Genomic DNA, 14,463 nt, shown 5'->3' on the forward strand with positions numbered 1-14,463 from the left:
ACATGGCAGCCAGGAAACTGAAGGAAGTCGACGCGGTCATCATCGGCCTCGGCTGGACGGGCGGCATCCTCGCGAAGGAACTCTCCGAGGCGGGGTTGAAGGTGGTCGCGCTCGAGCGCGGCAGGATGACCACCACCGATGCGGACTTCCAGTTGCAGCAGGTACGCGACGAACTGCGCTACGTGCAGCGCCAGGAAATGATGCAGGACGCCTCGCGCGACACGGTCACCATGCGCAACACCCCGAAGCAGGATGCGCTGCCGGTGCGCCGGCTCGGTTCCTTCCTGCCCGGTGAGGCGGTCGGCGGCTCCGGACTGCACTGGAGCGGCGGCACCTGGCGCTGGTCCGACAACGAGTTCAAGGTGCGCAGCCTGTACGAGCAGCGCTATGGCGCGAAGTTCATCTCCGCCGAGATGTCCGACCTGCGCGACTGGGGCATCTCCTACGCCGAGCTGGAGCGCTACTACGACAAGTTCGAGTACATGGCAGCGGTGTCCGGCAAGGCCGGCAACCTGAACGGCCGGATACAGCCTGGCGGCAATCCGTTCGAAAGCCCGCGCGCGCGCGAGTACCCGCTGCCGCCGCTGAAGAACGTGCTGTCCTCGCAGCTGTTCGCGGAAGCGGCGACGAAGGCGGGCTACCACCCCTTCCCGCGCCCCGCTGCCAATGCCTCGCGCGCGTACACCAACCCGGACGGCGCGAGCTTCGGCGGCTGCCAGTACTGCGGCTTCTGCCAGCGCTTCGGCTGCGAGGCCAATGCGAAGGCGAGCCCGCACATCACCGTGGTGCCCGCCGCGCTGAAGAGCCAGAACTTCGAGTTGCGCACCAATGCATGGGTCACGCAGATCCTGAAGGATCCGTCTGCGAAGCGCGTGACCGGCGTGCTCTACACCAACCTGCTCACCGGCGAAGAGCTCGAGCAACCGGCGTCGATGGTGATGCTGTGCACGTTCACGATGAACAACACGCACATGATGCTGCTGTCGGGCATCGGCCAGCCCTACGACCCGGCCACGCAGACTGGCGTGATCGGCCGCAACTACTGCTACGAGACGCGCACCGGCGCCAACCTGTTCTTCGAAGGCCGTACGTTCAACCGGTTCATCTCGGCCGGCGGCACCAACTGGGTGATCGACGACTTCAACGCGAACTGGAATTTCGACCGCGCGCCGCATGGCTTCGTCGGCGGCTACATCGTGTCGGCCGGCCACAACACGAACCTGCCGATCGGCAACCGCCCGGTGCCGGGCGGAACGCCGGCCTGGGGCACCGCGTGGAAGCAGGCGCTGGCGAAGTGGAGCGATGCGTCGATGAGCATCACCTCCAGCGGCGGATCGATGCCGCACCGCTACAACTACCTCGACCTCGACCCGACCTACAAGAACGCGTTCAACCAGCCGCTGCTGCGCATGACCTTCGACTTCAAGGAGAACGAGCACCGGATGAACGCGCATGCGGCCCAGGTGGTGAACGAACTCGCCAAGTCGCTGAACGCGACGCGGATGGGTTCGGCCAACGGCAAGCCGCAGTCGTGGACCGTCGTGCCCTACCTGTCGACCCACAATGGCGGCGGCACGCCGATGGGCACCGACCCGAAGACCAGCGCGGTGAACCCGTTCCTGCAGAGCTGGGACGCGCACAACCTGTTCGTGATGGGCGCAAACGTGTTCCCGCACAACGGGGCCTATCAGCCGACCGGGCTGGTCGGCGCGCTGGCCTACCGCACGGCGGACATCATCAAGTCACGCTACCTGAAGAACCCTGGCCCGCTGGTGTCTGCATGAGCACCCGCCAGCGCACGAGGAGCAAATCGATGCAGCGACTCACCCGCGGGCGGCTGCCCTTGCTGCTGGGCGCGAGCCTGTTCCTGCTGTCGGCGGGGCAGGCCCTCGCCCAGGCGGACGTCAAGCGCGGCGAGAAGCTGTTCGTCGAGTGCAGGTCCTGCCATGCGCTCGACGGCAGCGCCGATGCGAACAGCCTTGGACCCACGCTGGCCGGCATCATCGGCCGCCGGGCCGGTGCGATCGACGACTTCCGCTACTCGCCCGCGATACGGCGCAGCAAGCTGTCATGGAACCGGCAGACGCTCGACGCCTTCATTGCCGATCCGCAGGCGGTCATCCCGGGCAACCGCATGCCGTACTCGGGCCTGACCGACGCGAAGGAACGCGCAGACCTCATCGCCTACCTGACCCAGGCCACTGCCACGAAATAGCGGCAGCGGCCGCAGCTTGCGGCTTCAGCGTGCCGGCGGATTGCCGCGCTTGGCCGCGGCACCTGCCGGGATCACCGCACCGGACGAGCCAGGCGGCAGCGCTTTCTTCGTCTGCTTGGGCTTCTTAACTTCCTTGTTGCTGCGCTGCTGACCTTTGGGCATCGAAGCCTCCTGATTGTGCTGGCTGCGAACGGGGCGGCCAGTGGCTCAGGATACGCGCAACGACCGTCCCCTGCGCTTGAACGGTTTCAGCGGCCGCTCGGCACCTTCGCGGCGAACACCGACCCGCGCACGCACATCCGCCCTTCCGGGTCCTGCCAGAGCTTCTCGTCGACGTGGAGCTTGCCGAACGCCCGGGTGATCGATTGCAGCGGGTATCCGGGGAAAGCGTCGATCACCTCGGCGTAGTACAGCGGCTTCGGCCCGATCAGATCCAGGATGCGCGCGGCCAGTTCTTCCACCTCGCCCGCCCGGGGCTTGCGGTCGGCTGCCTTGACCGCCGATTCGTCGAGCTTGTAGCTACCGAGCTTCACCGTGTCCGAGTAGGCGTAGCGGATGCGCTCGTAGCGCTCGCGCGGGATGCCCTCCGGGATGGTCGCATCGATGCCGACCTTCGCGCCGGTGGGCACCACGCCGGCCGGCATCACCGGCAGGCTCGGATCGAGCGGCTTGGCGCGCGCGCCGGGGACGATGAACACGTCGCGATCGCCCTGCACCCGCGTCGCGATCGCCCACTCGACGTCGAGCGGGTCGTACACGTCGATATCGTCGTCGACCACGACCGCATGCTTGATGTCACCGACCGACAGCACCGCCATCAGCGCATTCTTACCTTCACCGGCCTGCTTCCTGATCGACACGATCACATGCCAGGAGCCGTTGCCGCCCAGCGTGACGTTGATGTCCTTCACCTGGATGCCAGCCGCCTTCAGCGCACCGCGCAACTGCGACCAGCGCGTCGGGATCATCAGCCATGCCACTTCCCAGGGCATGTGCAGGTTGTAGTAGATCGGATCTCTCCGGTGCGAGATCGCCTTCACCCGGACCAGCGGGTTCCAGTGCAGGCCGCCCATCAGCTGGGTGAATTCGCCGAAGCGGCCTTCCGGCCAGGTCCAGCCAGTCGGCAGGATCTCGGCCTCGAGCACCATCTCGGCGTCGGCCAGGTAGGGCACGTCGATGGTCTCGCACATCGACAGCCGGGTCGGCCCGCCGCGCAACCCGCCGGCGATGTCGATCTCGTCGACGCCCATCGGCGCGCGGTAGCCCGCGGCCATGAACTCGAACGGATGCGTGCCGATCGAGATGGAGATCGGCAGCGGGCGCTTCTCGAGGAAGGCCTTGTGCGCGAGCGCGCGCAGGTTGTTCGGGGTGACGATGTCGATGCCGGTGAGGTTCTTCTCCTTCAGCAGGTAGCGGTAGATGCCGGCATTGAGCCCGCCCTGCCCGTCGCGCACGATGGTGATGCCACCAGTGATCATCGGGCCGCCGTCGAGCACCGAGGACATCGGGATCGGCAGGTCAAACAGGTCGACGTCGTCGCCGTAGCGCGTGACTTCGCGCGTGCTGCTCTGCTCCACATAGACCGGCGGGATCGGATCGGCGATGCCCTTGGTGAGCTTCTGTTCTATGTCGGCGTACTTCTCGACGCCCAGACCGATCGCCACCCGCTCGCTGGATCGGATCAGGCCGGACACCACCGGCATGTCGTAGCCGATCACGCGATGGAACGCGAGCGCCTTGTCGCTCTGGTCGACCAGCGTCGCGATGTGCCGGCTGTCGACCGGCTCGTGGATGTCGAGCAGCTGCCCGGCTGCACGCAGGCGGTCGAGGTAGTCGCGGAAGGTTTCTTTCTCATGCATGGTCGGCTCCTCCGCCGGGGCGTGACAAATGGACGTGTCCGAAGTATAGAAGAGCGAGGCGCCATGGCAAGCCGATTGCCCGCGGCCGCGAAATTGTGATCACACACGAGGTAGCTGCCTTGAACCTGCACACCCTCTCACTGTCGCCGATTGCCCGCCAGCGCGCGTGCCGCCGCCTGGCTGTCTCGGCCGTCATGTCGACGGCACTGGTGGCCGGCCTGCCGCAGGCGTGCGCTCAGGACTCCGCGTTTCCGCAGCGGGCCGTGCGCATGATCATTCCGTTCGCCGCGGGCGGCGCGATCGACATCATGGCGCGCCCGATCGGCCGCCGGCTGCAGGAGTTCCTCGGCCATCCGGTGATCATCGACAACCGCGCCGGCGGCGGTGGCAGCCTCGCGGCGGAACTGGTCGCCCGTTCCGCGCCCGACGGCTACACGCTGCTGATGGGTTCGACCAGCCCGCTGGCGATCAACCCGGCCGCGCTGGCCAAGGTCGGCTACGACACGATGCGCGACTTCTCGCCGATCTCGCTGGTCGCCACACAGCCCCTGCTGATCGTCTCGCACCCCTCGCTGCCGGCGAAGAACATCAAGGACGTGATCGCGCTCGCCAGGCGCAACCCGGGCAAGCTTTCCTACGGCAGCGCGGGGCCGGGCACCTCGAATCACCTGACCGGCGCGCTGCTCGCGCATGCTGCCGGCATCGACCTGCTGCACGTGCCGTACAAGGGCGGCGGGCCGGCGCTCAATGCGCTGCTCGGCGGCGAGATCGAACTGCAGGTGAGCCAGCCCAACACCATGGTCGCGTTCGTCAAGAGCGGACGCGTGCGCGCGATCGCCACCACCGGCTCGAAGCGCTCGGCGATCTATCCGGACGTTGGCACCCTGGTCGAGGCCGGTTACAAGGAACTCGACATCACCGGCTGGTACTGCGTGGTCGGCCCCGCCAACATACCCAGGCCGACCGTGGACCGGCTCAACGCCGACCTGCGGCGCACGATGGCCGCCGCCGACGTGCGCAGCATACTGCTCGCCGAAGGCACCGATCCGGTCGCCAGCAGCCCGGAAGAGCTCGGTGCGCTGATGAAGCGCGAACTGGTGCGCTGGGCAGCGGCGGTGAAGCTCGCCGGCGTACGCCCCGAGTAGCCGGCCGTGATCAAGACCGACAACCTCGGTGCCCTGTACGACCCGGAACTGCACCAGCAGAGCGGCGGCGATACCGTCGCGCTGATCGACCTGCTCGATCGCGATGCGCCGCGCGAGTACTCGCACCGCCAGGTGGAGGATGCCGCGAATGCCTTTGCGCGCGGCCTGTTCGCCAGCGGGCTGGTGCGCGGCGATGCGGTGGCCATCCTTTCAACCAACCGCGCGGAGTACCTGTTCGCTTTCCTCGGCATCGTACGGGCCGGCATGGTCGCGGTACCGGTCAGCCACAGGTTCCCGGCCTCGACCATCGATTTCATCCTCGGCGACTGTCAGGCGAAGCATGTGGTGTGCGACGAGCGGAGCCGATCGCTGCTGCCCGACAGCCTGCCAGTCACCGTCTTCGATGGCACCGGGCCTGACGGGTTCCCCGCGCGGCTCGACCCCGGGCCCTTCGAGCCGGCGCATCCGTCGCCTGAAGAAGTGGCGATGGTGCTCTACACCTCGGGCTCGACCGGGCGCCCGAAAGGGGTCCCGCTGACCCACGGCGGCCACCTGTGGGCCCTGCGCGCGCGCGCCCGGCGCGGCGCACCGTTCGCCGCCCAGCGACTGCTGGTCGCCGCGCCGCTCTATCACATGAACGGGCTGTGCACGTCGCTCTTCACGATCGCCGTGGGCGCGAGCATGGTGCTGCTGCCCGAGTTCGATGCGCGCCTGTACCTGCAGGCCATCGAACGCTACCGCTGCACCTGGCTCACCGGAGTGCCGCCGATGTTCGCGATGTGCCTGCAGCAGCGCGACCTGCTCGAGCAGGTCGACCGCTCGTCGGTGCAGACGGTGCGCATGGGTTCGGCGCCGATCTCGCTCAAGCTTTGGGACGCGGTGAAGGCCACCTTCCCCGGCGCGCTCGTGATGAACTCCTACGGCACGACCGAGGCCGGCCCGGTGGTATGCGCCCCGCGTCCGGACCGCACGCTGCCGCCGCTGTCGATCGGCTGGCCGATGGAGGGCGTCGAGCTGCGCCTGGTCGATGCCGGCGGCCACGACGCGGACGAAGGCGTGCTGTGGCAGCGCACGCCGGCCAACATGCACGGCTACCTGAACCTGCCGGAGAAGACGCGCGAGGTGCTCACGCCCGAGGGCTGGTATGTATCGGGCGACGTGTTCCGGCGCGATGCGGACGGTGCGTACTTCTTCGTCGGCCGCACCGACGACATGTTCGTCTGCGGCGGCGAGAACATCTTCCCGGGCGAGGTCGAATCGCTCCTTGAGCGCCACCCCGGGGTCCAGCAGGCCTGCGTGGTACCAGTGCCCGACGAGATCAAGGGCGAGAAGCCGTTTGCATTCGTGGTGCGGGCGCCAGGCAGCATGCTCGACGAAGCCGAGGTCAAGCGGTTCGCACTGGAACACGCGCCCGCCTACCAGCATCCGCGGCGGGTCGACTTCCTCGATGCGATGCCGCTCGCCGGGCCGAACAAGGTCGACCGCAAGGCGCTCAAGGCACAGGCTGCGGCGATCGTGGCCGGCCAGCCTGCCTGATGATGGCACTGCAGCCCGCCACCGCGCACGCGGCACCGGTCCTGGCGCTCGACCATCTCGGCTGCATCGCAGGGGACTTCGATGCAGCGGCGGCGGCCTGGGAACGGCTTGGATTCCGGCTCTGCCCGCGCAGCCCCCAGCGCGGCGCGGTGCCGGGGCACGAGGGCATGCATCCGTGGGCGACCTCGAACCGCTGCGCCCTGTTCCAGCGCGGCTACCTGGAGCTGATCGGCGTCACCTGCCCGGGCGCGTTCAACCCGTGGGCATCCTTCATGGAGCGCGGCCCCGGCCTGCACATCCTCGCGCTGCGCTGCGATGGCGCCGACACGGCCTACGCGGCGCTCGCCGCGGACGCGGCCTTCCTGCAGCCCCCGGTGCAGCGCGAGCGCGAGGTCGATGTCGATGGCGCGATGCGCCTCATGCGCTTTCGCAATATCTTCAGCCGCGATGCCGACTGCCCGGAAGCGCGCTACATCATCATCGAGCACCAGACACCCGGCTACCTCTGGCAGCCGCGCTACCTCGACCACGACAATGGCGCAGTCGCGCTGCTTTCGGCCACGTTCGTCGCCGACGATCCTCGGCCGATCGTCCGGCACCTGGACGCGCTCGGCAGGCCGGCAGGGGTGGAGGCGGTCGACACCACCACCTTCGCGTCGCGTCATGGCTGGCGGCCATCGAGGCTGCCCGGGCTCCACGCGCTGACCGTCGGCGTGCTCGACCTCGGCCGTGCACTGGCGCTGCTCGAGGCGCGTGGCGTGCCGTTCACCCGTGACGGTGCTCTGGCCTGGATCGACCCCGCCCACGCGGGCGGTTTCTCGATGGGCCTGCGCGAGGTGCAGCCATGAAGGCGGCGGTCATCCGGCATCACGGTGCCGTCGTTGCCAGTACAGCGCCTGCGCGGCGTGCGCTCAGCGCGCCGCGCGCACGCCCGCAATGAGTTCGTCTAGCCAGACCTGTCCCTGCGGCCAGTCGCCCAGCCCTGAATCGGCGTTGATGTGGCCCTTCGCTCCGATCACGCGATACGCGGCACCCCAGGCCTCGGCGAACGCCCTGGACCTGGGTTCGGCCACCATCGGATCGTTCGTGCTGGCGACGACGATGGTCGGGAACGGCATCTTCATCAGCGGCATCGGCGAGAAGCCGATCGGGCCGGGCGGCCAGTCGGGGGAGTCGACGTCGCTGGGCGACACCAGCAATGCGGCTGCGACCGTGCCGATGTCGCCGGCCTGCACCCAGTTGGCCACCAGGCTGCAGGCGAGCGAATGCGCGACCAGCACGATCGGCGCGGGCGCGAGGGACGCCACCGTGCGTTGCAGCGAGGCCACCCAGTCTTCCCGACGCGGCGTGGTCCACTCCGACTGCTCGATGCGCACGCAGCCGGGACGCTGCCGCTGCCAGTGCGTCTGCCAGTGCGCGGGGCCGGAGTTGCCCCGGCCGGGCAGGATCAGGACGACTGGATCCAACGCACCGGCAGCGCTCATGCTTCGCCCGCGGCCACGCGTGCCCGGTACTCGGCCGCTGCCACGTCCATGCGCACGAACACCGCACCGCGCGCGAGCAGCGTGTCCACCAGCTTCTCGAGCATCAGGATGCGGTGGCCACGCCCGATGATGAACGGATGGCAGGTATAGGTAAGCACGCCCCAGTCGAGCTCGCGCTGCATGTAGTCGAAGTCGGCGATCCAGTTGCCGAGCACCTGGTCGGCGTTCATGTTGCCGGGCCGGATGGCGTTCGGGTAACGCATGAACTCGAAGTGCGGCGCATCGTCGGTGGACCAGCTGATCGGCATCTCGAGCAGGTTCGAAGGCTTGCCGAACACCGCCGGCTGCTCGAGCTCGATGATGTCGCCCTGGCGTGCGAAGTACGGCGTGTAGTCGTCGCCCATCATGCTGCTGTCGTAGGTGAAGCCGTGCTTGAGCATGAGCTCGATCGAATGCGGCGACAGATCCCACGAAGGCGAGCGGTATCCGGTCGGGCGCTCACCGCAGGTGCGTTCGATGGCGGCGATGCCCCGCACGAGCTCGTTCTCTTCTTCCTCGCGCGACAGCGTCGCGGGCGGCACATGCTTCCAGCCGTGGTGTCCGATCTCGTGGCCCGCGCGCGCCACCGAGGCCACTGCATCGGGGAAGGTCTCGGCGGTGTGCCCGGGCACGAACCAGGTGGTCGGCAGGCCACGCTGGCCGAGCATCTTCAGCAGCCGGGGCGCAGACACGCGCGGACCGAACTCGCCACGCGAGATGGCCGAGGGAGTGGGCGTACCACGCGCGATGAAACCCGAGATGGCATCGAAATCGAAGGTCAGGCAGACCAGGTGGCGGCGGGCTTTTGACATGGGCGCGGTTGTTGCTCCAGACTGGTCCGTCGCCGGATGGCGACAGTCGACGAGACGCGAAATGCGTCGGCGCAGTGTATCAATTCGATCCATCGGCCATCATCAGGCCACGAAGGGGAGTACGACATGAACGCATCGAAGCTGTCGGCACTGATGGTGCTGGCGCTGGCGCTGCCGGGACCGATCGCGGTAGCGCAGGCGGCGGAGGCGCCGGGTCCGTACCCTTCACGGCCGATCCGCTACGTCGTACCGTTCGCGCCGGGCGGCCCGACCGACATCATGTCGCGTGCGATCGCCGAACGCCTGTCGGTCGCGCTCGGCACGCCTGTCGTGGTCGACAACCGGGCGGGGGCCGGCGGTGGCGTGGGTGCGGAGATCGTCGCGCGGTCCGCCCCCGACGGCTACACGCTGATGATCGGCCATGTCGGTACGCATGCGATCAACATCAGCCTGTATGCGAAGGTCAACTACGACCCGATCAAGGACTTCCAGCCGATCTCGATGATCGCGACGCTGCCATTCGTGCTGGTGGTGAACCCCGGCGTGCCAGCGAAGAACGTGAAGGACCTGATCGCGCTCGCCCGCGCGAAGCCGGGCGTACTCAACTTCGCTTCGGCTGGCAGCGGCGGCCCGACCCATCTGGCGGGTGAACTGTTCAAGAGCACGGCTGCGATCGACATCGTGCATATCCCCTACAAGGGCAATGCGGCGGCGCTGGGCGACCTGGTCGGCGGGCAGGTGCAGATGATGTTCTCGAACATGCTGACCGCGATGCCGTTCGTGCGTGCAGGCAAGCTGCGCGCGATCGCCGTCTCGACGCTCAAGCGCTCGCCGCAGGCGCCTGAACTGCCGACGGTGTCCGAGGGCGGCGCGACCGGCTACGACGTTACGCCGTGGTATGGCGTGCTCGCCCCGTCCGGGCTGCCGAAGCCGCTGCTGTCGCGGCTGCATGGCGAGGTGTCGAAGATCGTCGACTCGCCCGAGATGCGGGAACGGTTCGTCACGCAGGGGGTCGACTTGGCGTCGAGCACGCCGGAGGCGTTCGCCGCGCTGATCCGCGCGGAGATCCCGCGCTGGCGCGAACTGGTGAAGCGGTCGGGGGCGCGGGCAGACTGAGTTGGCCGGCGTACGCCTGCCCCGCTCACTCCGCCTTGATGCCGGCCCGCTTGATCACCCTGCCGAACGTCTCGGAGTCGTTGCGGATCGCGCGCTGGTAGTCCTCGGGCGTATCGCCGACGATGGCGTAACCCAGTTGCGTCTCGAACCGGTTGCGCACGTCGGCCATCTTCAGCGCGGCGACCGATGCGGCGTTGATCCGGTTCACCACGTCGCGCGGCGTGGCGGCCGGAACGACGAAGCCGTAGCGTCCATCGATCGCCTGCATCTTGAAGCCCTGCTCGGCCAGTGTCGTTGCACCCGGGGCCGCGCTGCTGCGCCGCGACCCGGCGATCGCGATGACCCGCGCACGCTTCGACTCGATGTGCGGTCCCAGGGGCGTCAGGTCGGAGAACATCAGGTCGATCTCGCCGGTAGCCAGGCCGGCGAGCGCCGGGGCTGTGCCCTTGTACGGCACATGCACCAGCCGCGTTCCGGCGGCATCGCCGAACAGTTCCGCAGCGATGTGCGAGATCGAGCCAGCGCCGGACGAACCAAAGTTGAGGAGGCCCGGCTTGGCACGCGAGAGCCGGACCAGGTCGGCGATGTCCTTCACGGGTACCCGGGCATTCACGGCGACCGCGTACGGTGTGAGCACCAGCGTGACCACGCCCTGCACTTCTTTCAGCGGATCGTAGGGCAGCTTGGCATAGAGGTGCTGGGCGATCGACAGCGCGCTCTGGCTGCCCGATCCGATCGTGTAGCCGTCGGCTGGCGCACGCAGCATCGCATCGATGCCCAGCGTGCCACCGGCACCGCCGCGGTTCTCGTAGACCATCGGCTGCCCCCATTGCTCGGAGAGCTTCTGTCCGACCACGCGCGAGATGATGTCCGACTGGCCGCCGGGGGCGAACGGCACGATGATGCGCACCGGCTTGGCGGGGAACGCAGTGCCCGGCTGGGCGAGGACCGGCATCGCGACCAGCGTGGCGCCCGCGAGGCCCAGGGCGGCGGGAATGATTCGGCTGAGTGACATGGCTGCTCCGTTGGACGGGATTCTGGCGACTGCCGATTTGTTCGTACAATGAAGGCAGGTCATCGCGCAAGGGGGGCAGGTTCCCTGCTACATCCCCGTTGCGGCCTTCCCACCCCGATTCCCCGATTCGCCACCCTCAGGAGCCCCGCATGAAACTCGTCGCCCGGGAAATGGAGTCCGCACTCAGCGACTCGGCACTGCTGCGCCAGAAGCTCACCCAGATCGCCGCCGACAACAAGGGCAAGCCGCAGGCGTTCAAGATGCGTACCGCGTTGCTCAAGCAGGGCCGCGCCAACATTCCGGTCGCGGCCACCGAAGACCTCACCGTGATGGTGAAGGTCTACGCATCGGGCGGCGAGAACGGCCTGCATGCCCACCCGACCGAAGATCATACGTTCATCATCCTGCAGGGTGCGGCGACGTTCTACGACCAGGACGGCGAGATGGCCACGCTGAACGCGAACGAAGGCATCCTGGTACCGAAAGGCTCGCTGTACCGGTTCCACTCCGTCGAGAGCGAAGGGCCGCTGGTCATGCTGCGCGTCGGCTCGCCGAACTACGCGCTGCAGGGCAAGGCAAGCTCGCGCGTAGGACCGTCCGGCGAATACATGCAGGGCGACTCGAAGGAGAACAAGACCGTCGAGATGCAGGTGCTCGAGGATGCCTACTTCGGCTGACCGAAGCCGCGAAGCCGGGGTCCGAAGCCGGGGTCTGACCCCGGGGTCTGACCCCGGGGTCAGACCCCGATGTCGTCTGGATGTCGCTGACCTGGATTTCGGGTCAGCGGGTGAATGGCAGCGCCGAGGCCTTGCCGGCCTCGGTCTTCCACAGGGCGGCGAGCAGAGTCTTGGATTTCTCGGCGCCGAGCACCGGTTCGGCGAGTTCCATGAACTTGGCGTCGACCTCGGCATCGGTCAGCAGTTGCTCGGGATCGCCCTTGCGGTAGGGCTGGAAGAACTCGAGCTTGCGCCCGTCGGTCAGCGTCATCTTCACCCGCGATGCGCGCTGCGTCGGGTAGCCGGCGGTCAGCAGCGGATCTTCGACCAGTTCGATGCGCGACATCAGGTCCTTCACCTTGGCATCGTTCAGCCGCTCGGGCGTGTAGGCATCGAGGCGGACGCTGCCGTGGATCAGCGCGCTGGCGACGGTGAACCTGAGCGAGAAGCGCCCCTCGAACGCGGAGGACACCGTATCGCGGCCGCAGATGTCGGTTGCCTGGCCATAGGTCTCGATGCGGATCGATGCGATCTGTTCGGCGTTGAGCTTGTGCTGGTCTTTCAGCACCAGCGCGCCGTCGATCGAGGCGAAGGTATGGCCGCACGAACCGTGGTTCTTGAAGGTGATCTCGGTGATGTTGTACTTCTCGCCGAGGCCGGCGGTGGCCTTGCCCCAGTCGGGGTTCTTGCTCATCGCGGCACCGAAGCCGAGTTCGCCCTCGAGCATGTCGAGCGTGCCCGTCAGCCCCTTCTTCGCGGCAAGCGCGGACATCATGCCCACGTCGGCTGCATGCGCGGCATGCATGGGCTTGGTCATCGACTCGGAGCGGAACGCCTGCTGCAGCCCGGCCATGTGCGTGGTGACGTTGGCGAGCGCATTCATGAACTGCTCGCGGTTGCACTTGAGCACGGTAGCTGCCGCCGCAGCCGCGCCGATGCAGCCGATGGTGGCAGTAGTGTGCCAGTACACGTAGTGCGAAGGCATCACCGCTTCGCAGATGCGGGTGGAGATCTCGTAGCCGACGATGACGCCGCGCAGGAAGTCTTCACCGCTGGCATCGACCGACTGCGCGGCGGCGAGCGCAGCGCTGATCGTCGGCGATCCGGGGTGGTAACCACCCGCGCGGTAGATGTCGTCGAACTCGACGGTATGCGAGCCGGCACCCATGATCATCGCGGCGGCACGCGTCGAAGCCTGGCTGCCGTACACCGGCAGGCGGCAGCGGCCGTGTCCGATCTCGTCTTCCAGCGCCTCGATCAGTACTGTAGCCGGCGCGCAGAGCATGCCGGGCAGCAGCGAAGCACTCCAGTCGATCACGCAGCGCTTCGCGTGATGCCAGACCTCGTCCGGCAGCCGGGACCCCTGCTCATGGACGGCATAATCGGCCAGTTTCTCAAGCAGCATCGCAGCCTCCTCCAGTCAGCGGCACAATGTGGCATGGTAGCACCGGCCCGGAACCGGAGACAGCCGGCGGGTCCGCAACAACCCGGAGGATGCATGACCGATCATAATCCACGCGCCCGCGCGACCGGTGCGTGTGCGCCGTGCCACGCGCTGCCTGCCCGCGCACTCGCCGCACTGCTGCTGGCGGGGGGTATCGCCGGCGTCCACGCCCAGTCATGGCCGGCGAAGCCGGTGCGCCTGGTGGTCAGCTTCGCGCCGGGCGGCGCCAACGACATCCTGGGCCGCGCCATCGCCCAGCAACTGACCGAGCAGTTCGGCCAGCAGGTGGTGGTCGAGAACCGGGCCGGCGCCGGTGGCGCGGTAGGCACCGAATTCGTCGCGAAAGCCCCGCCCGATGGCTATACGCTCCTGCTCGGAACCTCGTCCGCGTTCGCGATCATCCCGCACCTGTCGAAGCCGAACTACGATGCGCAGAAGGACTTCGCGCCGATCGCGCCATTCGCGACGCTCAACTACGTGATCCTCGCGCACCCGTCGGTACCGGTGAAGACGGTGAAGGACCTGGTCGCCCTGGCGAAGAAGTCGCCCGGCCGCTTCAACTTCGCCTCTTCTGGAAACGGTTCGGCACCCCACCTCGCGGTCGAACTCTTCAACGCGCAGGCCGGAATCAAGCTGGTGCACATCCCTTACAAGGGCGGAGCACCGGCGCTGACCGCGCTGATGGGCGGCGAGGTCGACCTGATGTTCGACACTTTCATCACCGCGCTGCCGCACGTGAAGAGCGGACGCACCCGCCCGCTCGCGGTCACCTCGGCCCGGCGCGCCGCCACCTTCCCCGACCTGCCGACGGTTGCCGAATCCGGACTGCCCGGCTACGAGGCCGGCAACTGGTTCGCCCTGTTCGCACCCGCAGGCACCCCGTCGCCGATCATTGATCGCGCCGCCCAGGCGGTAGCGAAGGCGACAGCCGCGCCCGCCTTCCGCGAGCGACTCGCCGCGCAGGGCGCCGAACCGATGACCGGTACGCCGGAGAGCCTGACGGCGCTGGTGAAGACCGAATCGGCCCGCTTCGCGCGGCTGATCCGCGACGCCGCGATCCGCGCCGAATGACGACCGATGCA

The 14,463-nt window shown here is 67.9% G+C and carries 14 protein-coding genes; 8 read left to right on the forward strand and 6 right to left on the reverse strand.

Annotated elements, in window-relative coordinates:
• Positions 1-2: 2 nt before the first annotated feature.
• Both ING98_07980 and ING98_07985 read left to right on the forward strand, forming a co-directional pair.
• Positions 3-1,784 (forward strand): GMC family oxidoreductase, encoded by a 1,782-nt coding sequence (locus ING98_07980; GenBank protein ID MCA3101796.1) that lies wholly within the window; start codon positions 3-5, stop codon positions 1,782-1,784.
• Positions 1,785-1,813: 29 nt separating this feature from the next.
• Positions 1,814-2,215, forward strand: coding sequence for a c-type cytochrome (locus ING98_07985; GenBank protein MCA3101797.1), 402 nt, complete (start codon positions 1,814-1,816; stop codon positions 2,213-2,215).
• Positions 2,216-2,239: 24 nt separating this feature from the next.
• Here ING98_07985 and ING98_07990 read toward each other — a convergent pair whose 3' ends face one another.
• Both ING98_07990 and ING98_07995 read right to left on the reverse strand, forming a co-directional pair.
• The gene (locus ING98_07990) at positions 2,240-2,377 is read right to left on the reverse strand and encodes a hypothetical protein (GenBank protein MCA3101798.1); all 138 of its coding nucleotides are present in this window, start codon (positions 2,375-2,377) and stop codon (positions 2,240-2,242) included.
• Positions 2,378-2,463: 86 nt separating this feature from the next.
• Positions 2,464-4,074 (reverse strand): UbiD family decarboxylase, encoded by a 1,611-nt coding sequence (locus tag ING98_07995; protein MCA3101799.1) that lies wholly within the window; start codon positions 4,072-4,074, stop codon positions 2,464-2,466.
• A 119-nt stretch (positions 4,075-4,193) separates the two neighbouring features.
• On the opposite strand from ING98_07995, the gene ING98_08000 reads away from it, so the two are divergent.
• The 3 genes from ING98_08000 to ING98_08010 are packed head-to-tail and all read left to right on the forward strand — an operon-like array spanning position 4,194 to position 7,603.
• Complete coding sequence (locus ING98_08000) at positions 4,194-5,219, forward strand: tripartite tricarboxylate transporter substrate binding protein (protein MCA3101800.1); 1,026 nt, start codon at positions 4,194-4,196, stop codon at positions 5,217-5,219.
• Positions 5,220-5,252: 33 nt separating this feature from the next.
• Positions 5,253-6,755: an acyl--CoA ligase gene (locus ING98_08005; GenBank protein MCA3101801.1), complete on the forward strand. Its 1,503-nt coding sequence runs from the start codon at positions 5,253-5,255 to the stop codon at positions 6,753-6,755.
• 2 nt (positions 6,756-6,757) lie between these two features.
• Positions 6,758-7,603: a VOC family protein gene (locus ING98_08010; protein ID MCA3101802.1), complete on the forward strand. Its 846-nt coding sequence runs from the start codon at positions 6,758-6,760 to the stop codon at positions 7,601-7,603.
• 63 nt (positions 7,604-7,666) lie between these two features.
• Here the strand turns inward: ING98_08010 and ING98_08015 are convergent, their stop codons facing one another.
• Together ING98_08015 and ING98_08020 are read right to left on the reverse strand one after the other, a co-directional pair.
• The gene (locus tag ING98_08015; protein ID MCA3101803.1) at positions 7,667-8,239 is read right to left on the reverse strand and encodes an alpha/beta hydrolase; all 573 of its coding nucleotides are present in this window, start codon (positions 8,237-8,239) and stop codon (positions 7,667-7,669) included.
• Positions 8,236-9,090 carry a polysaccharide deacetylase gene (locus ING98_08020; protein ID MCA3101804.1) on the reverse strand — a complete coding sequence of 285 codons (855 nt, stop codon included), beginning with the start codon at positions 9,088-9,090 and terminating at the stop codon, positions 8,236-8,238. Before ING98_08020 ends, ING98_08015 begins: the two co-directional genes overlap by 4 nt.
• A gap of 126 nt (positions 9,091-9,216) precedes the next feature.
• Here ING98_08020 and ING98_08025 point away from each other — a divergent pair, with 126 nt between their 5' ends.
• Positions 9,217-10,206 carry a tripartite tricarboxylate transporter substrate binding protein gene (locus tag ING98_08025; protein ID MCA3101805.1) on the forward strand — a complete coding sequence of 330 codons (990 nt, stop codon included), beginning with the start codon at positions 9,217-9,219 and terminating at the stop codon, positions 10,204-10,206.
• 25 nt (positions 10,207-10,231) lie between these two features.
• Here ING98_08025 and ING98_08030 read toward each other — a convergent pair whose 3' ends face one another.
• Positions 10,232-11,221, reverse strand: a complete 990-nt coding sequence (locus ING98_08030; GenBank protein MCA3101806.1) for a tripartite tricarboxylate transporter substrate binding protein — start codon at positions 11,219-11,221, stop codon at positions 10,232-10,234.
• A 149-nt stretch (positions 11,222-11,370) separates the two neighbouring features.
• Here ING98_08030 and ING98_08035 point away from each other — a divergent pair, with 149 nt between their 5' ends.
• Positions 11,371-11,898, forward strand: coding sequence for a cupin domain-containing protein (locus tag ING98_08035; GenBank protein ID MCA3101807.1), 528 nt, complete (start codon positions 11,371-11,373; stop codon positions 11,896-11,898).
• A gap of 103 nt (positions 11,899-12,001) precedes the next feature.
• On the opposite strand, the gene ING98_08040 is transcribed toward ING98_08035, so the two are convergent.
• Positions 12,002-13,342, reverse strand: coding sequence for an MmgE/PrpD family protein (locus ING98_08040; protein ID MCA3101808.1), 1,341 nt, complete (start codon positions 13,340-13,342; stop codon positions 12,002-12,004).
• A 93-nt stretch (positions 13,343-13,435) separates the two neighbouring features.
• Between ING98_08040 and ING98_08045 the strand changes: the two genes are divergently transcribed.
• Positions 13,436-14,452 (forward strand): tripartite tricarboxylate transporter substrate binding protein, encoded by a 1,017-nt coding sequence (locus ING98_08045; protein ID MCA3101809.1) that lies wholly within the window; start codon positions 13,436-13,438, stop codon positions 14,450-14,452.
• The last annotated feature ends 11 nt before the right edge of the window (positions 14,453-14,463 follow it).

It is taken from the genome of Rhodocyclaceae bacterium (genome assembly GCA_020248265.1).
Classification (GTDB): domain Bacteria; phylum Pseudomonadota; class Gammaproteobacteria; order Burkholderiales; family CAIKXV01; genus CAIKXV01.

Coding starts and splice junctions, on each gene's coding strand:
- ING98_08020 (MCA3101804.1), bottom strand. CDS start 9,090: ATGTCAAAAGCCCGCCGCCACCTGGTCTGCCTGACCTTCGATTTCGAT.
- ING98_07985 (MCA3101797.1), top strand. CDS start 1,814: ATGCAGCGACTCACCCGCGGGCGGCTGCCCTTGCTGCTGGGCGCGAGC.
- ING98_08025 (MCA3101805.1), top strand. CDS start 9,217: ATGAACGCATCGAAGCTGTCGGCACTGATGGTGCTGGCGCTGGCGCTG.
- ING98_08015 (MCA3101803.1), bottom strand. CDS start 8,239: ATGAGCGCTGCCGGTGCGTTGGATCCAGTCGTCCTGATCCTGCCCGGC.
- ING98_08010 (MCA3101802.1), top strand. CDS start 6,758: ATGGCACTGCAGCCCGCCACCGCGCACGCGGCACCGGTCCTGGCGCTC.
- ING98_07980 (MCA3101796.1), top strand. CDS start 3: ATGGCAGCCAGGAAACTGAAGGAAGTCGACGCGGTCATCATCGGCCTC.
- ING98_07990 (MCA3101798.1), bottom strand. CDS start 2,377: ATGCCCAAAGGTCAGCAGCGCAGCAACAAGGAAGTTAAGAAGCCCAAG.
- ING98_08045 (MCA3101809.1), top strand. CDS start 13,436: ATGACCGATCATAATCCACGCGCCCGCGCGACCGGTGCGTGTGCGCCG.
- ING98_07995 (MCA3101799.1), bottom strand. CDS start 4,074: ATGCATGAGAAAGAAACCTTCCGCGACTACCTCGACCGCCTGCGTGCA.
- ING98_08035 (MCA3101807.1), top strand. CDS start 11,371: ATGAAACTCGTCGCCCGGGAAATGGAGTCCGCACTCAGCGACTCGGCA.
- ING98_08030 (MCA3101806.1), bottom strand. CDS start 11,221: ATGTCACTCAGCCGAATCATTCCCGCCGCCCTGGGCCTCGCGGGCGCC.
- ING98_08040 (MCA3101808.1), bottom strand. CDS start 13,342: ATGCTGCTTGAGAAACTGGCCGATTATGCCGTCCATGAGCAGGGGTCC.